The organism is Streptomyces sp. NBC_00873 (assembly GCF_045207415.1).
In the GTDB taxonomy this organism is placed as follows: domain Bacteria; phylum Actinomycetota; class Actinomycetes; order Streptomycetales; family Streptomycetaceae; genus Streptomyces.
Window position 1 is genome coordinate 5,468,306 of record NZ_CP108803.1, and the last position, 23,329, is coordinate 5,491,634.

Annotated in this window: 22 protein-coding genes, 1 tRNA gene and 2 pseudogenes; 8 read left to right on the top strand and 17 right to left on the bottom strand. The window is 69.1% G+C overall.

What is annotated here, in order from left to right:
• Nucleotides 1-273 precede the first annotated feature (273 nt).
• From OH809_RS25365 to OH809_RS25400, 8 genes and pseudogenes are all read right to left on the bottom strand, one after another.
• Nucleotides 274-609 carry a hypothetical protein gene (locus OH809_RS25365; protein ID WP_406515661.1) on the bottom strand — a complete coding sequence of 112 codons (336 nt, stop codon included), beginning with the start codon at nucleotides 607-609 and terminating at the stop codon, nucleotides 274-276.
• A 70-nt stretch (nucleotides 610-679) separates the two neighbouring features.
• The gene (locus OH809_RS25370; protein ID WP_406516336.1) at nucleotides 680-1,369 is read right to left on the bottom strand and encodes a hypothetical protein; all 690 of its coding nucleotides are present in this window, start codon (nucleotides 1,367-1,369) and stop codon (nucleotides 680-682) included.
• Between the two features lie 57 nt (nucleotides 1,370-1,426).
• A pseudogene (locus tag OH809_RS25375) lies at nucleotides 1,427-1,532 on the bottom strand (1,4-dihydroxy-6-naphthoate synthase); the annotation flags it as partial.
• A gap of 260 nt (nucleotides 1,533-1,792) precedes the next feature.
• Nucleotides 1,793-2,155: a hypothetical protein gene (locus OH809_RS25380; RefSeq protein WP_406515662.1), complete on the bottom strand. Its 363-nt coding sequence runs from the start codon at nucleotides 2,153-2,155 to the stop codon at nucleotides 1,793-1,795.
• 260 nt (nucleotides 2,156-2,415) lie between these two features.
• The gene (locus OH809_RS25385; RefSeq protein ID WP_406515663.1) at nucleotides 2,416-2,616 is read right to left on the bottom strand and encodes a hypothetical protein; all 201 of its coding nucleotides are present in this window, start codon (nucleotides 2,614-2,616) and stop codon (nucleotides 2,416-2,418) included.
• 65 nt (nucleotides 2,617-2,681) lie between these two features.
• Nucleotides 2,682-3,731 carry a ParB/RepB/Spo0J family partition protein gene (locus OH809_RS25390; RefSeq protein WP_406515664.1) on the bottom strand — a complete coding sequence of 350 codons (1,050 nt, stop codon included), beginning with the start codon at nucleotides 3,729-3,731 and terminating at the stop codon, nucleotides 2,682-2,684.
• Between the two features lie 167 nt (nucleotides 3,732-3,898).
• The gene (locus tag OH809_RS25395; RefSeq protein WP_406515665.1) at nucleotides 3,899-4,075 is read right to left on the bottom strand and encodes a hypothetical protein; all 177 of its coding nucleotides are present in this window, start codon (nucleotides 4,073-4,075) and stop codon (nucleotides 3,899-3,901) included.
• Nucleotides 4,076-4,251: 176 nt separating this feature from the next.
• Nucleotides 4,252-4,551 carry a hypothetical protein gene (locus tag OH809_RS25400; RefSeq protein ID WP_406515666.1) on the bottom strand — a complete coding sequence of 100 codons (300 nt, stop codon included), beginning with the start codon at nucleotides 4,549-4,551 and terminating at the stop codon, nucleotides 4,252-4,254.
• 200 nt (nucleotides 4,552-4,751) lie between these two features.
• Between OH809_RS25400 and OH809_RS25405 the strand changes: the two genes are divergently transcribed.
• Complete coding sequence (locus OH809_RS25405) at nucleotides 4,752-5,726, top strand: hypothetical protein (protein WP_406515667.1); 975 nt, start codon at nucleotides 4,752-4,754, stop codon at nucleotides 5,724-5,726.
• Between the two features lie 16 nt (nucleotides 5,727-5,742).
• Here OH809_RS25405 and OH809_RS25410 read toward each other — a convergent pair whose 3' ends face one another.
• Together OH809_RS25410 and OH809_RS25415 are read right to left on the bottom strand one after the other, a co-directional pair.
• Nucleotides 5,743-6,702, bottom strand: coding sequence for a recombinase zinc beta ribbon domain-containing protein (locus OH809_RS25410; protein ID WP_406515668.1), 960 nt, complete (start codon nucleotides 6,700-6,702; stop codon nucleotides 5,743-5,745).
• Between the two features lie 20 nt (nucleotides 6,703-6,722).
• Complete coding sequence (locus OH809_RS25415) at nucleotides 6,723-6,947, bottom strand: DNA-binding protein (protein WP_406515669.1); 225 nt, start codon at nucleotides 6,945-6,947, stop codon at nucleotides 6,723-6,725.
• A gap of 175 nt (nucleotides 6,948-7,122) precedes the next feature.
• On the opposite strand from OH809_RS25415, the gene OH809_RS25420 reads away from it, so the two are divergent.
• The gene (locus OH809_RS25420) at nucleotides 7,123-8,688 is read left to right on the top strand and encodes a tyrosine-type recombinase/integrase (protein ID WP_406515670.1); all 1,566 of its coding nucleotides are present in this window, start codon (nucleotides 7,123-7,125) and stop codon (nucleotides 8,686-8,688) included.
• A 97-nt stretch (nucleotides 8,689-8,785) separates the two neighbouring features.
• On the opposite strand, the gene OH809_RS25425 is transcribed toward OH809_RS25420, so the two are convergent.
• Both OH809_RS25425 and OH809_RS25430 read right to left on the bottom strand, forming a co-directional pair.
• Nucleotides 8,786-8,858 (bottom strand) — tRNA-Arg (locus tag OH809_RS25425).
• 535 nt (nucleotides 8,859-9,393) lie between these two features.
• Complete coding sequence (locus OH809_RS25430; protein WP_406420340.1) at nucleotides 9,394-9,537, bottom strand: hypothetical protein; 144 nt, start codon at nucleotides 9,535-9,537, stop codon at nucleotides 9,394-9,396.
• A 708-nt stretch (nucleotides 9,538-10,245) separates the two neighbouring features.
• On the opposite strand from OH809_RS25430, the gene OH809_RS25435 reads away from it, so the two are divergent.
• A complete protein-coding gene (locus OH809_RS25435; RefSeq protein ID WP_406420339.1) occupies nucleotides 10,246-12,030 on the top strand; it encodes a class I adenylate-forming enzyme family protein in 1,785 nt (594 codons plus the stop codon).
• Here the strand turns inward: OH809_RS25435 and OH809_RS25440 are convergent, their stop codons facing one another.
• Nucleotides 12,031-13,308 (bottom strand): M6 family metalloprotease domain-containing protein, encoded by a 1,278-nt coding sequence (locus OH809_RS25440; RefSeq protein WP_406420338.1) that lies wholly within the window; start codon nucleotides 13,306-13,308, stop codon nucleotides 12,031-12,033. It abuts the gene before it with no gap.
• A gap of 298 nt (nucleotides 13,309-13,606) precedes the next feature.
• Here OH809_RS25440 and OH809_RS25445 point away from each other — a divergent pair, with 298 nt between their 5' ends.
• Both OH809_RS25445 and OH809_RS25450 read left to right on the top strand, forming a co-directional pair.
• On the top strand, nucleotides 13,607-14,269 hold the full coding sequence (locus tag OH809_RS25445) for a TetR/AcrR family transcriptional regulator (RefSeq protein ID WP_406420337.1): 663 nt from the start codon (nucleotides 13,607-13,609) through the stop codon (nucleotides 14,267-14,269).
• Nucleotides 14,270-14,462: 193 nt separating this feature from the next.
• The gene (locus OH809_RS25450; protein WP_406420336.1) at nucleotides 14,463-15,989 is read left to right on the top strand and encodes an MFS transporter; all 1,527 of its coding nucleotides are present in this window, start codon (nucleotides 14,463-14,465) and stop codon (nucleotides 15,987-15,989) included.
• Between the two features lie 256 nt (nucleotides 15,990-16,245).
• On the opposite strand, the gene OH809_RS25455 is transcribed toward OH809_RS25450, so the two are convergent.
• A complete protein-coding gene (locus OH809_RS25455) occupies nucleotides 16,246-16,758 on the bottom strand; it encodes a MarR family winged helix-turn-helix transcriptional regulator (RefSeq protein WP_406420335.1) in 513 nt (170 codons plus the stop codon).
• A gap of 127 nt (nucleotides 16,759-16,885) precedes the next feature.
• Between OH809_RS25455 and OH809_RS25460 the strand changes: the two genes are divergently transcribed.
• Complete coding sequence (locus tag OH809_RS25460; protein ID WP_406420334.1) at nucleotides 16,886-17,668, top strand: dioxygenase; 783 nt, start codon at nucleotides 16,886-16,888, stop codon at nucleotides 17,666-17,668.
• Between the two features lie 4 nt (nucleotides 17,669-17,672).
• Here the strand turns inward: OH809_RS25460 and OH809_RS25465 are convergent, their stop codons facing one another.
• A complete protein-coding gene (locus OH809_RS25465; RefSeq protein WP_406424995.1) occupies nucleotides 17,673-18,752 on the bottom strand; it encodes a questin oxidase family protein in 1,080 nt (359 codons plus the stop codon).
• 123 nt (nucleotides 18,753-18,875) lie between these two features.
• Nucleotides 18,876-19,622: pseudogene (locus OH809_RS25470) on the bottom strand (GNAT family N-acetyltransferase); the annotation flags it as partial.
• Between OH809_RS25470 and OH809_RS25475 the strand changes: the two are divergent.
• Nucleotides 19,513-20,511, top strand: coding sequence for an RNA polymerase sigma factor RpoD/SigA (locus OH809_RS25475; RefSeq protein WP_398952861.1), 999 nt, complete (start codon nucleotides 19,513-19,515; stop codon nucleotides 20,509-20,511). The pseudogene OH809_RS25470 and the gene OH809_RS25475 overlap by 110 nt on opposite strands.
• An 87-nt stretch (nucleotides 20,512-20,598) precedes the next feature.
• On the opposite strand, the gene OH809_RS25480 is transcribed toward OH809_RS25475, so the two are convergent.
• Nucleotides 20,599-21,609, bottom strand: a complete 1,011-nt coding sequence (locus OH809_RS25480; protein WP_406420333.1) for a helix-turn-helix transcriptional regulator — start codon at nucleotides 21,607-21,609, stop codon at nucleotides 20,599-20,601.
• Between the two features lie 61 nt (nucleotides 21,610-21,670).
• On the opposite strand from OH809_RS25480, the gene OH809_RS25485 reads away from it, so the two are divergent.
• Nucleotides 21,671-23,224, top strand: coding sequence for an MFS transporter (locus OH809_RS25485; RefSeq protein WP_406420332.1), 1,554 nt, complete (start codon nucleotides 21,671-21,673; stop codon nucleotides 23,222-23,224).
• Nucleotides 23,225-23,329: the final 105 nt, after the last annotated feature.

The following is a 23,329-nucleotide window of genomic DNA, read 5'->3' on the forward strand; positions in this document are numbered from 1 at the left end:
ATGGAACTTGTTGAGAGGCCGATCAAGTGGGACCCGAGCAAGCACACCGCTGGCACAAAGTCCCATCAACGGCTCTGCGCTTGGAACGCCCCGTGCTCCAGCGATGCGACTTGGAGCGTGCATGTGAGGGACAACGGCGGTGACAGTTGGTGGGCCGTCTGCAAGGAACACCGTGCTGCCTCTCCAGTGCTGAGCACCCTGCGTCCTGGCGACTAGCACGCAGATTCGGCGGCCGCGGCGCCTCGCATGCTCCTCGACAGGTACCGGGCAATATCACGCCACGAAGCGAACGTCGCCCTCCTGGTTCACGGCATACACCGTGACGGCAAGCAGGTCGCGCACGGCCTGCGGCACGCGCAGCGCCGCTGTGACGCCGCGCTCGGGTACGACTACGGCGTAGGTAGTGTTGTCCTCGCTCGTCATGCGGCGCAGAAGTTGCCCGTACGCGGTGTCGATGTCCAGGCCTGGCGCACTGGTCTCGCCTTTGACCTCGGCAAGGAGGCGGCGCCCGTCGGGATGGACCGCGTCGACGTCCACATCGCCGCGCTCGGGCTTGGCGCGCAGAGTCCATCCACCGTTGGCCAGCCATTGCTCGAATGCTGCTTGCACACGGCCTTCGTCTCCTCTGGGCATGTCCACACCCTTCGGCGGTGGCCCCCCAGGATCTACTACTGAATGGTCAGGGGGCAGTGCGTGTGAGGATGGCTCCGGCGTAGATGGCGTAGCTCGCCGCAGTCATCAGGATTCCATGCATGCCTGCAAACGGGTCACTTGGGCGTTGTCGCTCTGCCAAGACCTCGAGGTTCATACTTTCCCGGAACAAGTTTCGGAACAGGCCCTCCGTGTCTCTATACCTGGAGTTGAGAGCGACATGGAATACCGCGCCAGCCATGAGAAGGAGGTCCTCCGGTACGTCCTTGATCATTTCGTTCGCAGGAAAGACGACCTTTTCCAGCAACGTGGTTGCCACGTCGCCTCCCGTATGCTCCGCGATCCCGAGCGACCAACTGAACGTAATCACGTTGAAGGTGTAGAGGGTCAGCTCATGGGTCAACGCAGGAGCTTTCCCCCTTTGGCGTTCCTTTGTATTCCTGCGGCGCTGCCGGTCACTGGTCCGGAGGTTGACGAGACCTTGGCGGTAGGCCTCGACGGGCGTGTAGAGCAGCGCAGTGTTGCACTCCGGTGACCCGTCACCTGCTGCTGCCAGAGTGCGCATGACGAGGCCCGCGGCGTAGGGGTCTAGAAGGAGGTCTCCGAACGGCGGGTAGAAGGCCCGGGAAGGCCACAGGGGGTGCATCTCGTCGCACACGAGGCACTCGGGTCTTCCAGGTGCGGTGAATCCAGCGATGCTAAGCGGATTGGAAGTCACCCCGACATTCTCAGCTGGGGGCCCCTGATCTGTTGCAACATTGCGGTGATCAAGTCGGCTTTCTGGGCCGAGGGGCGGCACTAGCCCCGGCCGCCGCGCGGGTCAGCAGTCCGCGGATCGCCGCGTAGCCGTTCTCACCGAGGTCCGCGGTGAACTCGTTGACGGGATCGACGGTGTAGAGGTCGCCGTACCAGCAGAGGGAGGCGTAGAAGCGGGCGTACTCGCGGTCGGTGGTGATGTACCCGCGGTCGGGGCGGCGGGTGGGCGGGTCGACGGGATGGCCGTACAAGGTGGCGGTCAGGCCTTGTGCGCGGGCGGCGCAGACGGGGCAGCCGTCGAGGACCCTCGGGGGGTGCGGGTTGGCGAGGTCCCCAGGCCGAAGCCCGGGGACACCGCCGTGGAAGTACCGCAACTGTCCCTCGCCTACCGGTTGTTGCAGCGACACATGCCTTGCGGCGTGCACCAGCTGTCGCAGGACTTGCACCAGGTCGCGCCGGGGAACGGCGGGGTGCGCTCCGCCTTGGCGATGCGGGGGCGGCCGATCCCGGCCTCCTCGATCCCGGCCGCCAGCTCGGCGTAGTGCTCGTCGGCCTTCGGGTCGGGGTTGGGCTCATGGATGGTCGGTGACAGCGCGGGCATCTTCGTTCTTCTCCGGACGGGTGGTTCGGGCCTGGGCCGGGCTAGTTCGGCCAGGAGCTTGGGCAGCGGTCCATAGCGTTCGCGCATGAGCCGCTCGTACAGCTCAGGGTCGGCGGCGTCGTCGGTGCGATAGGTCGCAGTCGTCACGTTGTCTCTCCTGAGTACGCGGCGACCCGCCCGACCTGGAGGGCCGGGCGGGTCCAATCGCGGGTGCGTGGAGCGGCGTCCCCGAGTGGCTCCGCATGGGCGGCGCCGGCGTCTGGCGGGTAGGGCGCGGGGGGGTTGCCACCCGCCAGACACCGAAGGGGGATGCCGCATGCCACGGCATTGCTGATGGGCCGGTCCCGCGGCTGCAGCCGTTCCCGATCAACGCGCAGAACGTACCACGATCCAGTGTTGTGGCACATCTAGGCGTCTGGGCTGGTCGGAGGCGTGTCAGGCTGCTCGGCCCACAGGGCGGCGCCGAAGCCGAGGCCGGCCAGGGCCTCGGTGCCGCAGGCGTCGCGCTCGTCGACGAGGAACAGGGCGTCCTGGTTGGTCTTGGTGCGGCCGGTGAAGTCGCCGCGCTTCATGCGCAGCCAGTCGCGGCCTTCGATGCTGTCGCTCACGGAGTTCTCCTTGGTTGGGTACAGCCGGACGGCCCGCCCCCGGGGCGGGGGCGGGCCGTGGCAGGTCAGGCGGTGGGCACTAGCTCCGGCTTGGCCGGGGGAGCGAGCTTGGCGGCGGTGCGCTTGACCGGCGGAGCGGGCTTGGGCTGGGCCGGGGCGGCGGGCTCGGCCGGGGCGGGCTGGGCCGGGGCGGCGAGGCGCTTGGCCTCGGCGTCGGGGTTGAGGACGATGTCGCGGGCCTCGGCGTGGGCTTTGGCCTGCCGCAGGTTGAAGCGGGCCTTCTGTACCGCGTCGGCCACACGGTCCATCTGCTCCAGTCGGGCGCCGACTTCGCCCTCCAGGGCCAGGGCGAGCTTCTGCGGGTCGGCTTTGGCCAGGTCCTCCAGCAGGCCCCGCACCCGCTCGATGTTGTCGATGTTCCTGCGGGTGGTGGTGCGCTCGCGCTGCCGCTCCTCGCGCTCCTCTTCGCTCATGTCCTCCAGGATCAGCGCGAAGGTCTGGTTCTGCTGCTGCTTCAGCGCGTAGGCGAAGTGCACCAGCTCGTTGTCGCCGCTGAAGGCGCCCTTGGCCCACTTGTGCATGACCGCCCGCTGGTTGCCGGGGGTCAGGGCCGCGATCTGCACGGCGGCCTGGGTGCCGATGGCGCCGGAGTTGACGTGCTGCTGGACTTCTTCGGTGAGGTCGAGCAGGGCGAGGCGCAGGTTCACGTACTGGGTGGACTTGCCGAACTCCTTAGCGACGTCGCCCGGCCCGGCATCCTCCTGGTCGTCCAGGATGCGGCGAAACGCCTTGGCCTCCTCCATCGGCGTCATGTCGGCGCGGTTGATGTTCTCGGCGACCGACCGCTTGAACCGCTCCAGGGTGCTCAGGTCGTCTTCGGTGACGATGCACTTGATCTGGGTGATCCCGGCGACCTGGTGGGCGCGCCACCGGCGCTCGCCCGCGACGATCTCGTAGCCGCCGGCGTCGCGGTCGCGGCGGACCTCGATCGGCTGCATGAGGCCGAACCGCACGATGGAGTCAGCGAGTTCCTGCAGGGCCGCCTCGTCGAAGTATTCGCGGGGCTGGCGCTCGTTGCGGTGGATCTTGTCGACTGTGATGGTCCGGATCGTCACGACTACTCCAAGAGGCCGGTCGGGAGGGGGCCACCCCCCTCTTCATGCCCTTATTCTACCGCCTTTCACGGGTAAGGCCAGAAAATTTTGGGCCATCACCCCAGGTCAGAGGCATACGAAGGGGCGGGCACCCTGGGATGCCCGCTCCTTCGAATGTGGGGGGTCGATCAGCTCGCCTGCACCAGCGCCACCACATCGCCGGACAGCTCTTCCTGCGACTCCTCATCCATCACCACGGCCAGCACACGCAACACGCCGCGAGCCTCCCGCACCCCCAGGCCACGTCGGCCGGACTCCTCGGCCTCCACCATGCGCCTGCGGATGCGTGCCGGATCGATCGCCACTTAGGTCCTCCCCTGGGGCAGGGTCCCCGCCCCTATCGCCGTCCCCTGACACCTGCACCGCGCGTAGACACCCAGCGCGGCGAGGCCGTGCAAGTTCCCCGAAGGGCGGCCGACTTGACCTTTCCTGGGCACCCATAGGACCCCCCTACAGCGCCCGGCCGGCCGCCGCTGATGGACTACCAGCCCCAGGTCGTGTCCATCGGGACGGCCGGAACCGTGCCGTCGATCGGGGCCGACCAGGTGGTGTCATCCGAGACGGCCGGGACCGGGTCCGCCGGGACCAACCAGGTGGTGTCGTCCGAGACAGCCGGGGCGGTGTCCGCCGGCGGAGGCGAGATGGTGTCCACGGGGGCGGACCAGGTGGTGTCCCCGGCAACGGTGTCAGCCTGCGCGTGGACCTGTCCGGCCGCGAAGAATCCGGCCAGTACGGCCAGCCCACCAGCAGCTGCGATGCCGACAGTTCGGGAGATAGTCACGTGAACCCCTACCTTGCAACGATGAGAGTTAAGCGGGCGCGCGACGGCAGTAGCGGCAGCAACTGGGCTGCCCAACCCCCCGGTTAGCTACGTGCGGCGTACAAGCGTCGCCCAAGTCGCAACTTTGTAGGGGGCTTGTGTAAAGATCAAGAACCGCACGCGCGGTATTTTCACCAGTCGCACAAATCAGGGGTCGATAGGTGTCACATGTTCCTGACCTGCCGGATCTGTCCGAACCTGCGGTCACCGCGTACCAGCGCATACTCGACGGCGAGACTCTGGCCCCTGAAACTCCGGGCCTTGAGTCTCTTTTGAACTCCGGCCTGGCGGTCGCCTATCCGTATACGCCGAACACCTACACTCCCGTCCAACCCCCGCACGCCGCACTGCAGATGATGCAACTCATGCACAACCATCTGTCGGCGCTGAGCGCGTACGCGGGCGCAATGCCGGACCTCCTGATGAATCTGCGAGACCGCTACCAACTGACGCGGCCTCACGACACCTCGGTGCAGCACCTGGTCGGCCGCAGGCTCATCAACGAGCGCATCGCCGTCGAACACAGCGCCGCCCGCAAAGAGATAGCAGCTGCCCAACCCGGTTCCCGCAAGCCCGAGGACCTGGCGCTCTCATTCGAACGAGACCGCGGCGGCCTGCGCCGCGGCCTGTCGATGCGCACGATCTACAACGAATCCGTACGCCGTGTGACCGCCATCGGCGACTGGGCCAGGCACATGGCCGACGTCGGCGGGGAGATCCGCACCATCCAGGGCCGGTTCCCACGCAGCATCATCTTCGATCGCCGCGTCGCCTTCGTTCCCGTGTACACCGACGAGGGCGAAGGTCCCTCCGACGAAGCCGTCATGATCACCGATCCGCTGGTGGTCGCGCAGATCGCCTACCTCTTCGACCTGTTCTGGGAGCGCGCCGACCTGTGGCTGGGAGGCCGCGCGAGCGGCCGGGATCAGGGTCTGACCACCAACCCCACCCAGCGGTCGATCCTGCGCGAACTCTGCCTGGGCCGCAACCAGAAGCGGGCGGCGAAGAACATCGGCATTAGCGCGGCCTGGCTCAACAACCAGCTGCGCGAACTGCGCCTGCAGCTCGGTGTCGAGACACTGAACGAGGTCATCTACTGGTGGGTCAGCTCCCCGGACCACAACGTGCACGACTGACAGTCAGGCGCACCGTCTACGCGGCGAGGGCGGTGCGCCAGGTCAGCGTCACCCGGTCGTCCACATCCCGCACACCCCGGGCACGCGCCGGATGCACCTCGATCTTGTCCAGCAGGAGCACCGCCAGGCCCCGCCTGGAGCTGAACGGTGCATGCCCCCACCAGCGGGCCAGGTCCTCGACCCCGCCCAACGGCACGTCGACGGCCTGTTCCAGATAGCGCAGCCGCGCCCGCTCGATCCTCAACTCCCGGCCGATGCGCCGGTCCGCGGCAACGAACGAGTCCCGCGACAGCTGCCCTTGGGCGTAGGGCGCGGCCAGCTCGGTGCGCTTCCCCTCCAGAGCAGCGATCCGGACGACCACCTGCTGCGCCTCGGCAGCCATGGACTTGCGCGCCGCCTCCAGCGCGGCCTGCGCGCCCGGCCGCGCCAGCTCACCGAGGATGTACTCGGCGACGTGGTCCTCAAGCCGTGGCGCGTTGATGCGGATCTTCCCGCACCCGCCGCGCCCCTCGAAGTTGGACTGGCACCGGTACGACGGTGTCCCCGCGCCCGTACGGCTGCCCGTCATGCGCTGCCCGCAGTCGGCGCACACGGTCAGCCCGTCGCTGAACAGGTACTCGTAGTCGTCCTCGCGCCGCTCGATGCTGCGGATGCTGCCGCGCCGGCCGGGCCGCTGCTGCAGCCACCGGAACTCCTCCGGTGTGATCAGCGCCTCGCGGCCGGTCTCGCACAGCTCGCCAGTGTCGGGGTCTCGCTCAAGCCCGGCGATCGCCGGGTTGTCCAGCAGGCGTCCGAGCGTCATGGAAGTCCACTCGCCGCCCATGGTGCCGCGGTAGCCCTCGGCCGTCATCCACGCTGCGGCCTCCGCCTGCGATTGCCCGGCACGGATACGGCTGACAGCCTCGCGCACAACCTTCCGCTCCTGGGCGCGTACACGCGTCAGGGCCTGGTTGTCGAAGCCGTACAAGCGCGGCATGCCACCATCCCAAACTCAACTCAGCGGCCCGCAGACGCCAGTCCCCGTCGCAGCGAGCCAACCCCCAACGCCTCCCACAAAGCCGCAGTGGGAATGCGCACCGTGTCCCCCATGGACAGCGTTCGCACCGGAAATTGCCCGGCCTTGATCAGGTCGTACGCCTTGTTGTGGCCGATACCCAACGCACGGGCGGCGGTCACGACGTTGACTGTCGCGGGCAGTGCCAGGACTTCGTCCAGGCTCATTCCGCGCTGCCTGACGGTCGGAGTGCTCGTCGTCGTCATATTTGTTGTCGCGTTCTCCCCCGCGCCAACCTGGCCACACGATACACCGCAACCCCGTAAGGGGCAGCTACGGCGATCTCAGATAGGGAACAATGTGCGCCCTGAGTGAAAGCCGAGTGAAGGGGTCGGGGGGACCGTGTTCGAAGACAAGACGTACAAAAGGTGCTCTTGCAAGGGTCCGCTGGTGGACGAGGACGGCAAGCCCGTCTTGGACGATGACGGCAAGCAGAAGATCGTCCGCCTGGACAAGACCTGTCCCAAGCTCAAGCAGCGCGACCATGGGACCTGGTACTACTCCATCGAGCTGCCGCCCGGCCCGGACGGTAAGCGCCGGCCCCGGGGGAAGCAGGGCGGCTTCCGCACGAAGAGGGACGCGGCCACTGAGGCCGAGAGGGTGTGGAAGCTCGCGCAGGGCGGTGTCGACGTCCTCAGCGACGAAACCGTGGCGGACTACCTACGCCGCTGGTTCGCCAAGCGCGTCGACCTCAAGCGGTCCACCCGCGCGGGGTACGAGGACTACATCGAGCGGGTCTTCATCCCTTACCTCGGCGCGACCAAGCTGCTGTCGCTGCGCACCCGCCACGTCCAGGCGATGTTCGAGAAACTGTGGGCCGACAACGAGGTCCACGCACAGAACCACGTGAAGGCGCACCAGGCCCTCGCGGCCGAACGCGTCGCCCACACGGCTTGGAAGGACTCCCAGGAGCGGCCCCGGCCCAAGGAGCTGCGCCGGGCGTGGGAGGACGCCAAGGCTGCTTTGAAGGAAGCCCGCGCTCAGCCCTGGCATGTGGCTGGCCCCGGCACGCAGGTGAGGATGCTCAACACTCTCTCCGGCGCCCTGGAGGACGCCGCGAAGGAGAAGCTGATCTCCGAGAACTGGGCGAAGCACGTCGTCCTGCCGAAGTACGTTCGCCCCAAACCGGTCCTATGGACACGGGCCCGGATCGAGGCGTGGCGCCAGACCGGCGAGAAGCCCGGCAAGGTCATGGTGTGGACGCCGGAGCAGACAGGGGAGTTCCTGGACGCTGTCTCCGAGCACCGCCTGTACCCGATGTTCCACCTGATGGTCTTCCGGGGGCTGCGCCGCGGCGAGGCGGTCGGCCTTCCGTGGGCGGAAACCGACCTGACCCTGGGCACCGTCCACATCAGTGAGCAGCTGGTGGCCTCCTCGTACGACGTGTGGGAGGACACCCCCAAGAGCGAAAGCGGCGCGCGGACGATCAAGCTGGACTCCGAGACCCGCAAGCTGCTGGAAATGTGGCAGGCGCGGCAGGCCCAGGAGCGTGCCGACTGGGAGGAGGCCGCCAAGGTCTGGAAGAACACGGGCCTGGTGTTCACCTGGGAGGACGGAGGCGCATACCACCCCGAGTACCTGTCGCAGGTGTTCATGCGCCTGATGAAGAAGCTCGACCTGCCGCCGGTGCGGCTGCACGACCTGCGGCACTGCGCGGCGACGCTGTCTCTGGCCGCTGGCCTGCACATGAAGTCCATCCAGGTGCTGCTCGGGCACGCCTCCTTCTCGCTGACCGCTGACACCTACACCTCGGTGCTGCCGCAGTTCGAGGAAGCCCAGGCCGAGGCGCCGCTTGCTCTCGTTCCGCGCAAGTCGCCGGCGCATCGGGACCTCGCCCAGGAGCCGGAAGAGAAGGCCGACGTTCCCCCAGAGGATGCTGCCGACGTTCCCCGGGAGGACGCTGCATAACGGCGCGTTCCCCTTTCGTTCCCCTTGAAGCCGAACAGTCCCCCCGAACACCAATTTCGGGGGGACTGTTCGATGCTCCGACGCAGGTCAGAGCCTGTGCCCCCGGCAGGATTCGAACCTGCGACACCCGCTTTAGGAGAGCGGTGCTCTATCCCCTGAGCTACGAAGGCGGGGATCTGTCGGAAAACGTGTCTGAAAGTCTGCCGAGGTAGGCGGACTGCTCAGGCGTGCTTGGCGACAGGTCGCGGTGGCAGCCCGTGAGGGCGTAGCCACCGCGGTCAGTGTAGCGGGTGGTGCATGATCCGTAGGCGGAGATACGCGCGCTCTGGCTCAGGCCGCGAGGGCGTGGGTGATCTTGGCTCGGGCGACGGAGTTGACACCCCCAGCTCCAATGCCGGTGTCGGTGATTCAGGCGTCCGGGCTTCGTTGTCTTCTGTGTGGCGGGGGTGGGGCAGGTCAAGGCGCCTGTGGGTGAGCGGTTGTCGGACCGGATCGCGGTCGGGGTGCTGACGCAGGCGTTTCCGCCGGGGCTGGCGGTGAGGTGATCGCCCAGCTTCCTGACCCGAGCCCCTTGTCAAGAATGAGCGGCTGGGGCCACGCGAGCCGACCGTTGAAGCCAGGTGGCCTCCAGGCTGTCGCCGCTCACGCGCGGTCCGAGCCGGGAACGCGACCGGACCCCGCGCCAGCGGCACGCGGGGCCGGCTGTCAGACGTCTGCGGACGCCGGACTGTTGACGGGCGTCGTAACCGCGACGCGCACCGCGCCGGTGGTTGAGGCTTCGACCTGTGCGATCGTGCCCTCTTCGGGGTGGCGGGCGACGGCGGCGGGGGTGCCCCCGCGCGTCGGCACGTGGCGCACGCTCCATCCCGCGCTCTGGTAAGTACGCCTGCGTGCGTGCCAAGGCCCGTACCGTCTCGTCCTCCGGCAGCAGCTCGGTCGACCAGGCGTGATGGACCGAGGTCCCGGACTCGTCCTGGACCGTGCTGAGGCCTTCCCCGGGCTGCGTGGGCGTCGACCCGACCCGCAAGGCATCGTAGATCCGGCTGGAGTGGCCGAGGGCACGGCGCGTGGTGGGATCGTCGACCTGCGGGTCCGGGTCCTTCAGCGCGGCGAGGCCGGCCGTGGCCGACGCCGAGGACTTCCCCGGCGGGAGGAAGCGTTCCCACTCGTCCCACGCCATGCGCAGCCCTCCCCTGCGGATCACTCCAGCCAAGGACACCGCATCGCACCAGCAACACACATCCCGCGCCGTACAGGGCGCCCCATGAGTACCCGTACCTATGCGAATGAGCGCCTGTCCCGATAGTCAAAGTGATCTTGAGTTGTGGATCGCGGGGTGGTGATATGCCGCCATGAACTGTCCGATGCCGAGTGGGAACTCGTGCAGCCGTTGCTGCCCCGGCCTGGGCTGGGCGGCCACGGCTGGATGACCGGACGGTCCTGAGGCGTGCGGCGGGGCAAGTGAAGGGGGAGCGAGGGGCGGGGCGGTGTCTTGACGGGGGATGGGGGCGGGCATAGCGTCGCGGAGTCCTGAGCAGGCGCTTGGAAAGGTCGTTCGTGCCGCACCCCGATCCGACCCCCGCCGCCGCTTCCACAGCTTCCCCGTCCTCCGCCGACTCGCCCGCCGCTGCCGCAGCGTCCGCCGCCCGAATCGACGCCGCGCTCACCGGACCCGGCGCGCCGTTCGCTGTCGTGCGGGCTCAGGACGGCGTGCAGGCGGGCTCGCTCATCTATGCGAGCGGGCCCAGGACCCTCCGCGAGTTCGTCGAGACCACCTGGGCCTTCGGGGACCAGCCGTTCCTGATCGGCGCCGAGCGCAGCTACTCGTACGGGGAGTTCTTCGCTGCCGCATCCGCACTGGCGTGCCGGATGACCGAGGAGTACGGGCTCCGCCCCGGCGACCGGGCCGTTGTCGCGATGCGCAATCACCCCGAGTGGCAGATCGCCTTCTGGGCCGCGCAGTTGGCCGGTCTGGTCGCCGTACCGCTCAACGCCTGGTGGACGGAGGGCGAGTTCGCATACGCGCTCGACGACTGCGAGCCGCGGGTGCTGCTGGTGGACGGTGAGCGGCTGCCGCGGGTTGCCGCCTGGGCGGAGAAGGCCGGGGCGCGCGTCGTCGTCTTCCACCACCGGGACGGCGCCGTGCCGGAGGGGGGCGAGCGGTACGAGGACCTGCCCGCGCCCGACCCGCTCGCCGCACCGCCCGAGGTCGAGATCCGGCCCGAGGACGACGCGACGATCATGTACACCTCGGGCACCACCGGGCGGCCCAAGGGCGCTGTCGCCACCCAGCTCGCCCAGGTGGGGGCCGCATTCAACCCGCGGTTCTACGCGGCCGCTTCCGCGCTGGGCCGCGGGATCATTCCGGGGCAGGGGCCCGCTCCTGTCACGCTGATGACCTTCCCGTTCTTCCATGTCGCCGCGTTCACCGGTTTCTACGCGGCGATGGCGGCGGGCGGCTCGCTCGTGGTCATGCGGAAGTGGGACGCCGAGGAGGCGCTCCGGCTGATCCGGGAGCACGGCGTCACGCACTACGCCGGCGTCCCGGCCACCGCCCTTCAGCTGCTCGCCGCCGCCGAGCGGGCGGACGACCGGCTGGAGAGCCTCCAGATGCTGAACACCGGTGGCGCCGCCGCCCCGCCCGACCTGGTCGCGCGGCTCACCGCCCGCTACGGCGAGCGGATCGAGCCGCGCAACGGCTACGGCCTGACCGAGACCAGCGGCGGAGTCCTGGCCAACTTCGGCGCCGACTACCGGCTCCACCCGGGCAGTGTCGGCCGGCCGACACCCGTCACCGAGGTGCGGATCACCGGCCCGGCGGGCGAGGCGCTGCCCGAGGGGGAGATCGGCGAGCTGTGGCTGCGCGGCCAGTCGCTGGTCCGTGGCTACTGGCGCAATGAGGCGGCGACGGCCGAGGCGTTCACGGACGGCTGGTTCCGGACCGGCGATCTCGCGCTGGTGCGCGACGGGCGGGTCACCGTCGTCGACCGGATCAAGGACATGGTGATCCGCGGTGGCGAGAACGTGTACTGCGTAGAGGTCGAGGCCGCGCTCCACGACCACCCGGACGTCGAGGACGCTGCGGTGCTGGGGGTGGCGCATCCGGTCCTGGGCGAGGAGGTCGCGGCGGTCGTCCGGCTGCGGCCCGGTGCCACTGTCACGGCGGACGAGCTGCGGGCGCACGTCGGGCGGAGTCTGGCCGCCTTCAAGGTCCCGGCCCATGTTCTCGTGCGGGACGAACAACTGCCCCGGAACCCGACCGGGAAGATCCTCAAGCGTGAGCTGCGCAGGGTGGTCGACGAGGAGGTCCGCACCCTCAGGCGCAGCGAGGAGGGGGCGTGATCAGAGGCGGGTGACGCGGACCCGGTAGTTCCCCCTGGAGTCCTTGTCGACGACGGATATGTGTATGCCGTTGGTCCGGTCGGTGAAGCTCTGGCCGGGCTGGAACGGGGCGTCGGAGAGCTCGGCATGCACATTGGGCAGCCGCGTGCAGCCGCCGCTGTCCTTGGTGCTGTCCGCGATGGAGATCGGACCCTGCCCCGTGTCGACGTCGGAACTGACCTTGTAGATCAGTACGCCGGGCCGGCAGACCGCCTGGTCGTTGCCCGCCTGGGTTCGTACCTCCACCGCGTAGCCGGACTCCGCGGTCAGCGGTACGAAGGCCAGCTTCCGGCCGCCCCGGGTGGCAAGGGGCGTGAGGACGTGGTCGGTGGTGCCTGGCTTGGACGCGCAGCTGACCTGGTTCTTGTCGAGCCAGCCGAGTTTCCACTTGTGCCAGCCGAGGAAGTCGTTGTTGGCCCCCCAGTCCTCGGACATGATGTCCCAGTGCCCGACCGAACCGCCGCCCTCCATCGTGTAGAGGTCGGGCAGGCCGAAGATATGGCCGTTCTCGTGCGGCAGGACGCGGTAGCCGGTCTGTGGGTACGAGCCCGAGCCGTCGTCCTGGCGGCTGTAGATGAAGGACGTGTTGGAGAGCGGGGCACCGTCCGCGAGCGGTGCGTCGTCGTTGCCGGAGAAGGTCACGGACAGGACGGTGTCCAGGGCGGAGGGCCCGGCGTTCGGTGTGACCAGGATGTTGACCAGGTCGTACGCGCCGAAGTCCACCTTCGGGTCGGCGACGGCCACGATGTCCTGGACCAGGTGCCGGTAGCCCGGCTCGTACGGTGAGCCGCGCCCTACCCCGTACGCCGAGAACGGCAGAGGCATCCGGAGCCAGCTCTTCACGGGGGCGTCGGGCCGGTAGATGAGCCGGCCGTACGAACTGGTGCGGAACCAGTTGGCGGTCTGCGGGAAGAATTCGGCGAGCCGTTTCATCGCCGGCTCCGTTCCCGGCGCGTCCGAGAAGTCGATCATCAGGTTCAGTGCGTGGACCTGGCCCGTGGAATGGGCGTACCCCGTCGATGTCGGCATACCCTCCGACATCTGCACGCCCATCGTCGCGGATATCCGGCACGGTCCGACCCCTGCCGCCTCGGTGCTGGCCACCGGCCCCGCGCTGGCGTGGCCGGGCGGCAGGAGCGTGTTGCTGGCCGAGGCCAGTGCCCCGATGACCAGGGCGCTTGCCCCCGCCAGTGCGACCGGGTGGCGCTGGTTGCGTATCCGGCGGCGGGGCTGCTGCATAGAGGCGCCTTCGGGGTCCGCGGCAGTCGGCCGACCCTGACTGCGCTCTCTGTTCACCCTCGGGCGGGCGGTACGGCGCCGCGCGTTGGGTGCGCCGATCGGTGTAATTTCCCGCCTATGTGATGTGACTCAAGTCACAGTGGAGCGGGAAATAACCGGGGACGGATTCCCCGTTTGAACCTGGTGTCCCCTGCTGAACGGGGAGGTGGTCCCCGGTTGTACGAAGTTGTGCGCGCAGGGGCCACCGCAAGAGCTGCACGACCAGGAAAACCCGGAAGAGGAAGAGAAGGGCCGTCTCGTGAAAACCGCCGCCCGCACCGCCGCCGGAACCGTGCCGCGCCGTACGCCCCGTCCGCGGGCCGACGCGCTGCGCAACCGGGAGCGGATCGTCGCGGCCGCGCGCGAGATGTTCGTCGAGTTCGGACCGGATGTGCCGCTCGACGAGGTGGCCCGCCGTGCAGGCGTCGGCAACGCCACGCTCTACCGGAACTTCCCCGACCGGGCAGCGCTGACCCATGAGGTCGTCCTCTCGGTCACCTCCCGCACCACCGACCGCGCGGAAGAGGCGGTGGCCGAGGAGGCCGACCCCTTCGCCGCGCTCTGCCGCTTCGTGCACGCGGCGGCCGACGAACGCATAGGCGCGCTCTGCCCGATGCTGTCCGGCGGCTTCGAGAGGGACCATCCCGAACTGCTCGCCGAGCGCCGCCGCCTCGAAGAGGCTGTCGAAGGGCTCGTGGCGCGCGCCATGTCCGCGGGGCGCCTGCGCACCGACATCGCCGTCGGTGACGTACTGGTCGGCCTCTCCCAGCTCACCCGGCCGCTGCCCGGCACCGCCTGCCTGGACATCGACCGCTTCACCCACCGTCATCTCCAGCTGTTCCTGGATGGTCTGGAGGCTCCGGCCCGGTCCGAACTGCCCGGGACGCCGGCGACCTTGGAGGATCTGCGGCATCGCCCATGACGCCCGTGTCCGGCCCCTGAGACAGGCTCCGGGCCGCGCGTACGCCATGCCCTCACCACCCGACTTACCTCACGTCCACCCCCACCACCCTCACCTCTCCCACTTTCACCGCTGACCGGGTGCACGTCTTCACGGTCACGGATCACGGTTCACGACTCCTCGCGTCCATGCGCGTCCTTAGGTGGCTACTCCCATGTCAAAAACAGCTGATACCCGACTTCCCGACCCCAGTCGCTGGAAAGCGCTGGCCTTCATCGCGCTCGCGCAGCTGATGGTCGTGCTCGATGCCACAATCGTGAACATCGCGCTGCCGCACGCCCAGACGGCCCTCGGCATCACCGACGCCAACAAGCAGTGGGTCATCACGGCCTACGCCCTCGCCTTCGGTGGACTGCTGCTCTTCGGCGGCCGGATCGCCGACCTCTGGGGCCGTAAGCGCACCTTCGTCGTCGGTCTGATCGGCTTTGCGCTGGCCTCCGCACTCGGTGGCGCGGCGCAGAACCAGGGCATGCTGTTCGGCTCGCGTGCGCTCCAAGGTGTCTTCGGTGCCCTGCTCGCCCCGGCCGCACTCTCGCTGCTCGCCGTGATGTTCACCGATGCCAAGGAGCGCGCCAAGGCGTTCGGCATCTACGGGGCGATCGCCGGTGGCGGTGGCGCCGTCGGCCTTATCCTCGGCGGCTTCCTCACCCAGACGCTGAACTGGCGCTGGACGTTCTTCGTCAACATCCCGTTCGCCGTCATCGCCGCCGCGGGCGCGTACTTCGTGATCCGTGAGCCGGCCGGCAGCCGTAACCGCTCCTCGCTCGACATCCCGGGCGTGGTCCTCTCCGCGCTGGGTCTGGTCTCGCTGGTGTACGGATTCACCCGTGCCGAGTCCTCCGGCTGGTCGGACCCGCTGACCATCGGCATGTTCGTCGCCTCCGGTGTGCTGCTCCTGTCGTTCGTCCTGACCGAGGCCAAGGTCGCGTCGCCGCTGCTGCCGCTCCGCGTGCTGATGGACCGTAACCGCGCCGGCGTCTACCTCTCGCTGGGTCTGGCGGTCATCGGGATGTTCGGGCTGTTCCTCTTCCTGACGTACTACCTGCAGGTCGTGAGGGGCTACTCGCCGATCAGGACGGGCTTCGCCTTCCTCCCGATGATCGCGGGGATGATCACCGGTTCGACGCAGATCGGCGCACGGCTGATGACGCGGATCCCGGCCCGCAAGCTGATGGGTCCGGGCTTCCTGACCGCCGCCGTGGGCATGCTGCTGCTGACGCAGCTGGAGATCGACTCCTCGTACGCGGCGCTCATCCTCCCGGCGCAGATCCTGCTGGGTCTGGGCATGGGTACGGCGTTCATGCCGGCCATGTCACTGGCCACGCACGGGGTCGAGCCGCGGGACTCGGGTGTCGCGTCCGCGATGGTCAACACCTCGCAGCAGGTCGGCGGCGCGATCGGTACCGCGCTGCTGAACACCGTCGCCGCCTCGGCCGCGACGGCATACGCCACCTCGCACGCCGCGCTCGGCGCAACCGACCCGCAGCTGCTGAAGCTGCAGTCGATGGTGCACGGCTTCACCGGCGCCATCTGGTGGGCGGTCGGCATCCTGGTGGTGGCTTCCGCGATCGCGGTGACGTTCATCAACGCCGGGCGTCCGTCGACCGCTCCGGCCGGCTCGGGCTCCGGTGACGCCGATGGCGTCGAGGACGAGTTCAAGGTTCCGGTCGTCGCGCACTGACGCGGGACGCGCGAGGTGAAGTGATGTGAACACGGGTCTGCCCCGGTTCCGCTCGGCGGAACCGGGGCAGACCCGTATCGGTGCGCGAGGGCGGCTAAGACCGACCGGCAATTGGGGGGTGGGTGAAGGAGCGGGGCTGGGGTGCGTGCATCGCAAGGCGGAGGATTGAGCCATGGCGGAGCCCTGGTGATTGACGACAACGCCGCGAGGTGCGTGCCCCAGCCCCGTGACGCCGCCCCCCAATTGCCGGTCGGTCTCAGCGGAGCCAGGGCAGGTCGGCGTCCGTACCCTCCGGCTCCAGGCCGGTGGCGATGACCTGCATGATCTCGCCGAACGAGCGCACCTGCTCAGGTGTGAGCCGGTCGAACATCGCCTGGCGTACGGCGCGGACATGACCCGGCGCGGACCGGCGGAGCATCTCGTACCCCTCGTCGGTGAGGACCGCGTTCTGCCCGCGCTTGTCGGACGGGCAGTCCTCGCGGCGCACCCAGCCGTTCCGCTCCAGCCGGGCGACGGCGTGCGAGAGCCGGGAGCGGGTGATCTTGGCGTCCTTGGCCAGCTCGGTCATCCGCATCCGGCGGCGGGGCGCCTGGGAGAGCTGGACGAGCAGTCCGTAATAGATGTGCGGCATACCGGCATCGCGTTGCAGCTGGCGGTCGAGGTGGTCCTCCAGGAGCGTGGTTGCGTGGAGGTAGGCACGCCAAACGCCCTGTTCCTCGTCGGAGAGCCAGCGGGTCCCGCCGGTGGATGCCGTGGTCATGTACTCCACTGTACGACCTTTTCTTGAAAGTTGAACTAGATGCGGCTAAGGTCTCTTGAGTGGGAACTTGAAGCTTCAATAAGCTGATCCCGCCGCCGAGAAGACTTGCCTTGAGCAGTAGTGGATGGGGAGTGTCATGACTGTCACCGCGGAGCGCATGCCCGCCCTCTATCTCTCCCACGGTGCGCCGCCGCTGGCCGACGACCCGGTCTGGCCCGGCCAGCTGGCCGCCTGGTCCGCCGAGCTGCCGCACCCCACCGCGATCCTCATGGCCTCCGCCCACTGGGAGGAGGCTCCGCTTGCCCTCGGCGCGACCGAGACCGTCCCGCTCGTCTACGACTTCTGGGGCTTCCCGGAGCACTACTATCGCGTGCGGTACGCGGCCCCGGGTGCCCCGCAGCTGGCGGAGAGCGTACGCAAGCTGCTGCGCGGCGCCGGTACGCCGGTCCAGGACATCCCGGACCGTGGGCTCGACCACGGGGCGTACGTCCCGCTGGTGGAGATGTTCCCGGGCGCCGACATCCCCGTACTCCAGATCTCCATGCCGACGCTGGACCCGCAGAAGCTGATGGACATCGGCCGCAAGCTCGCGCCCCTGCGCGACGAGGGCGTCCTGATCGTCGGCAGCGGTTTCTTCACCCACAATCTGGCAGCCCTGCGGCACGCGGGCAGCGGCAACCCCGGCTGGTCGGTGGAGTTCGACGACTGGGGGCACCGGGCGCTGCAGGCGCAGGACATCGACGCGCTGCTGGACTTCGAGCGCAAGTCCCCGGCCGGGCGGCTGGCCCACCCCCGCACCGAGCACTTCGCGCCGCTCTTCGTGACGCTGGGCGCCGCGGAGGGCGAGCTGGATCAAGGGCGCAGCATCATCGACGGGTTCTGGATGGGGCTCGCGAAGCGGTCGGTGCAGTTCGGCTGAGTGGTCAGAGGGCCGGGGGGTTCAGTTCGATCGAGCGGAGCGCGGCGGCCAGGGCCGTCGCGTCGCCGACGTCCAGTGCGGTGTCGGTGAACTTGATGGTGTGGTCGTCGCCGTGCGCCGCCGCCCGCGCGAAGATCTCGTCCGCGGAGGATGCCGACGGCGATGCGGTGCACGGGACGGGGTCGGCCGGGCTGTACGCGGCGGTGACCGCGGCGCTCGCGGCCCAGGCGGCGGCCAGGCTCTGCGGCCACAGTTCGCGGGGGAGGGCGGGCAGGGTACGCAGCACGGCGTTGGGTGCGGTCGCGGCGTGCACCAGCATGATCGGTTCGCCATGGCCGTGGGTGGCGTAGCGGTGGGTCGCGGCCCTGACCAGTTCCGCCAGCCGGGTGCGCGCCACATCCGGGTCGTCCGCGAACTGCTGCGGCCACAGCGGGAACGCGGTGAGCTGCGCCAGCCGGTCGCGGATGCCGCCGCTCTGGTCGGCCACCGGTGGTACGGCGTCCAGCGCGGCCGCGGCACTCGGCGCGGGCACGAGCGAGGCCGGTGGGTTCAGCGTGGGCAGCGGCTGGTGGCGGGCGGCCCAGTAGCCGAGGCCGTGCGCGAGCTCGGCGACCCGGGACGCGTTCGCTCCACCGGCGAGCAGGGTGCGCACGGCGTGGCCGACCCGGATCACGGGGTGGGTGGCGCCCGCGGCGATGCCCGGCAGCAGGCGCGGCCACCATTCGGTGAGGACGTCCTGCCAGGGGCGCCCGGCCGTCTCCTGCGCGAAGTACATCGTCCAGTCGGCGATCCTGTGCGGGTCGCCCAGGGCTTCGTGCCAGTTCTCCGCGGTGATCCGGGTCGTGGGGGCCGGCATGTCCTCCAGCTTGTGGCTGTAGTGGTCGAGCCAACGGTGGACGGCCGGTGCCTGGCCGTGCCGTACGAGCGCCTCGACGGCCATCGGGCCGTGGTTGCTCAGCCAGCCGTTGCGCTCGGGACCTGCGGCGTGGAGCCGGTCCAGCGCCTCGTCGAGCGTGCCGGTGGGGTCGACCGGTGCCGGGTCCGGTGCGCTTACGGAGTCTGTCCTGCCTGTCGTGTCGGTCATGCCGGAACAGGCTAGGCGCGGGGCCCGCCGCCGGTATCGGGCTGCGGACCTACGTCGCGACCCCGCCGGGTCGTAGGCCTCCGGCCCCAGCCGCTTCTCGTAGCAGGCCACGTCCCAGTACGTGTCGAACTTCCGGCCCACCTCTGCGTACGTACCGACCTCGTGGAAGCTGAAACGTTTGTGCAATGCGACCGAGGCGTCGTTGGGCTGGGTGATGCCCGCGTACGCGCGGTTCAGGTCCTCGTCGGCGAGCGCCTCGAAGAGTGACGTGTAGAGGAGTGTGCCGATCCCGCGTGCGGTGGCCCACGGCGCGTGGTACACGCTCACCTCGACCGACGTGGCGTATGCCGGCTTGGGGCGGAAGGCGCTGCTGGTGGCGTAGCCCAGGATTGATGCGGGGCCGACAATGCGGACATCCTGAGCAACCAGAAGGCGGTGCGGGCCGTCTTCAGGGTGGGAGCGCAGCCACGGCAGCCGCTGTTCGGGTGTGAAGGGTGCGGTATCGAATGTGAGAGCGGTCTCACGTACGTCATGGTTGTAGATGTCCGTGAGAGCCACCGGATCGCCCTCGATGTCGGGCCTGACCTGCACTTCTGCACGGAGCTCCGACATGTGTACTCCCCTCGCAGCCGGACAGGGTACTGCATGATCGCGAAAATGAATGCCAGCCATGGGAATTCTGTCCGGATTCCAGTCGTTGTTTCCATCGGATGCAGGGCACCCGAAAGGGTGTCGCGACCTACTCAGCAAGGGAGCACGCATGGCAACCCGTGCCGTCGCCCGTCGTTCGTCCGCCAGTGGCGGGACCAACCGGGCAAGCAGTGTTCGCGCCGCGGGCGGAGAGATCGCCGATCGCGACCTGGTCGGCATGTACCTGGACGAGATCGCGCGCACGCCGCTGCTCGATGCCGCCAAGGAAGTCGAACTGTCGCAGACCGTCGAGGCGGGCGTCTATGCGCGGCAGATCCTCGACGGTGCGGTGGAGAGCGAAGCCGGTGGAGCGACGCGTGAGGAGCTGGAGGCGCTGGTCGCCGAGGGCGAGCGCGCCAAGGACATCTTCATCCGTTCCAATCTCCGACTGGTGGTTGCTGTCGCCCGCCGCTACCCACGGGCAGGTCTTCCCCTGCTGGACCTGATTCAGGAGGGGAACGCAGGCCTGGTGCGTGCGGTCGAGAAGTTCGACTACGCCAAGGGCTTCAAGTTCTCCACATATGCGACGTGGTGGATCCGTCAGGCCATCACCCGCTCCATAGCCGACCAGTCCCGTACGATCCGACTCCCCGTCCACCTGGTGGAGGAGCTCGGCCGGATCCGCCGTGTGCAGCGCGAGTTCAATCGTGAGCACGGGCGTGACCCGGAGCACGAGGAGATAGCCGCAGAGCTGGACTCCACGCCCACGCGCGTCGGTGACGTCCTCGACTGGGCCCGCGACCCGGTCAGTCTCAACATGTCCGTGGACGACGAGGGCGAGACCCAGTTCGGCGATCTGCTGGAGGACACCTCCGCGGTGTCGCCCGAGCAGTCCGTCATGACGCTGCTGCGCAGCGAGGAGCTGGAGGATCTGATCGGCAAGCTCGACCACCGCACCGCGTCGATCATCCGAATGCGGTACGGCATCGAGGACGGCCGTGAGCGGACCCTCACCGAGGTGGGCAAGCAGCATGGGCTGACCCGGGAGCGGATCCGTCAGATCGAGAAGCACGCGCTGCTCGAACTGAAGCGAATGGCCCACGACACGGGTTTTGACGCTGCGGCGTGACCCCGCGTCCAGTAGCCTCCGATATGGGTCGCTTCGCACGGACCCCCTGAGCTGAGTCCCGGCGCCCACCCCCCCTGGCGCCGGGGCTCATTCTTTTGCGCCAGGCTGTGCAGGCCGCTCCGCCGGTGGTGACTCCGGCGGCACGGCCGCGCGGGTCAGACGGGCACCCAGCTCACTCAGATACGCCACCAGCTCCGGTGGCTCGTGAGCGGTGAACTCGCAGTCGGCCAGCGCCAGTCGGAGCGCCACCCACTCCAGCGAGTCCGTCATGACCGCACGCAGCCGGCAGCTGTGCTCGCCGGTCGGCTCCAGTGGGCCGAACGCCGAGGGCAGCCGGGCGGTGACGAACTCCGCCGGGGCCGCGAAGCTCACCTCGACCGCCAGCTCCGGCTGCCGGCGCTGGATGGAGCCGGTGAGGAACTCCGCGGCGTCGCCCGTGGGCAGCTCGCGCGGGGTGAAGCGGGCCCCCGTGGCGAACGGCTCGCTCACCCGGTCGACGCGGAACGTACGCCACGCCTCGCGCCCCAGGTCGTACGCCACGAGGTACCACCGCCACCCCGTACTCACCAGACGGTATGGCTCGACCAGCCGCTTCGTCTCGGCGCCGTCCCCCGCCCGGTAGGTGAACCGGAGCCGCTCCTGTCCGGTGACCGCCGCCGCCATCACCGTCAGCGTCTGCGGGTCGATGGTCGCGCCGTCGCCGCGGGCCAGTGGCACCGTCGCGTTCTGCAGGACCGAGACCCGGTGCCGCAGCCGTGACGGCAGCACCTGTTCCAGCTTCGCCAGCGCCCGCACGGACGCCTCGTCGACCCCCTCGATGGCATGCCCGGCGCCCGCCCGCAGCCCCACCGCGATGGCCACCGCCTCCTCGTCGTCGAGGAGCAGCGGCGGCATGGCGGCGCCCGCGACCAGGCGGTAGCCGCCCACCGAGCCGCGCGACGCCTCGACGGGGTAGCCGAGGTCGCGGAGCCGGTCGATGTCGCGGCGGATGGTTCGCGGGCTGACCCGGAGCCGCTCGGCGAGCTCGCTGCCCGGCCACTCGCGCGGCGTCTGGAGCAGCGACAGCAGATTCAGCAGTCGTGCCGGGGTGTCGGTCATGGATCCAGGATGCCCATTCATTGGGTCATGGCCTGACCTAATAGACCTTTAACTTCGTCGTATGAACTCTTCCGAATCCCCTCTGCCGTCCACGGCGGCCGCTCCCGCGGTGTCCTCGGACCCGTCGGACCGGCGCCGGTGGTTCGCGCTCGCCATCGTGATGACCGCGGCCTTCATGGACCTGGTGGACGTCACGATCGTCAACGTCGCCATCCCGAGCATCCAGCAGGACACCGGTGCCACGTTCAGCTCGATCCAGTGGATCACCGCCGGATACGCCCTGGCATTCGCGGCCGGTCTGATCACCGGCGGCCGGCTCGGCGACATCTACGGCCGCAAGCGGCTCTTTCTCATCGGCATCGGCGGCTTCACGCTGGCCTCGGCGCTCTGCGGCTTCGCCGCGAACCCGGAGATGCTGGTCGCTTCCCGCATCCTGCAGGGTGGCACCGCCGCGCTGATGGTCCCGCAGGTGCTGTCGATCGTGCACGCCACCTTCCCGGCGCACGAGCGCGGCAAGGTCTTCGGCCTTTTCGGTGCGATCGTCGGCCTCGGCGCCGTCTTGGGACCGCTGCTGGGCGCACTGCTCACCGAGTGGAACATCGCCGGTCTGGAGTGGCGGCCGATCTTCCTGATCAACCTGCCGGTCGGTATCGCGGGGCTGGTCCTGGGCCGGAAGTTCATCACCGAGTCCAAGGCGCCGAAGGCCCTCCGGCTCGACCTGGTCGGTGTCGCGCTGGTGACACTGGGGCTGCTGATGCTGCTCTACCCGCTGACCCGCGGGCGCGAGCTGGGCTGGCCGCTGTGGGGGTACGCGTTGATGGCCGGCAGCGTCCTGGTCTTCCTGGCCCTGGTGCTGTTCGAGCGGGAGAAGGCGCGCAAGGACGGCTCGCCGCTCGTCGAGCTCTCGCTGTTCCGGGTCAAGAGCTTCGCGGCGGGTATCGCCGTCCAGCTGACCTTCGGCATCGGGCTCGGCATCTTCTTCCTGGTCTGGACGCTGTACATGCAGATCGGCCTCGGCTGGAGCGCGCTGCGGGCCGGCACGACCGGCATCCCGTTCTCGATCGCCGTCTCGTTCGCCGCCGGGATCTCCGTACAGAAGCTGGTGCCCCGGTTCGGCCGCAAGGTACTGCAGGCGGGCGCGCTGCTGATGGTCGCCGGACTGGTGCTCTACATCTGGGAGTCCGACCGGTACGGCATGGACATCACCCCCTGGCAGATGGCTCTGCCGCTGGTCGTCATGGGGCTCGGGATGGGGCTGATCGTGGCCCCGCTGACGGACGCGGTGCTGTCCGAGGTGCCGAAGGAGCACTCGGGGTCGGCGTCCGGGCTGATCAACACCGTGCAGCAGATGGGCAACGCGCTGGGGCTCGGCCTGGTCTCGGTCGTCTTCTTCGGGTCGATCAGCGACCGGCTGGCGCCGGACGCGGTGGGTCCGGCGTTCGCCGAGGCGTTCCAGCACTCGCTCTGGTGGGTGGCCGGAGTGCTTGCGGTGATCTTCCTGGTGATGTTCGCGCTGCCTGCGCGGCCGCGCAGGCACGTGGAGGGCGGCGAGGACGTCCAGGACGCCGACGGTGCGCCGGGCGAGGTGGCCAAGGAGCCCGTGCTGACGTCCTGAAGGTGTCTGCCCGCACGCAAAGGTGCCCGCACCCCCTCGGGGGGCGCGGGCACCTTTGCGTGCGGCTCGGCGGCAGCCTCCCTCGACGAACGGGCGGCGGCGGGC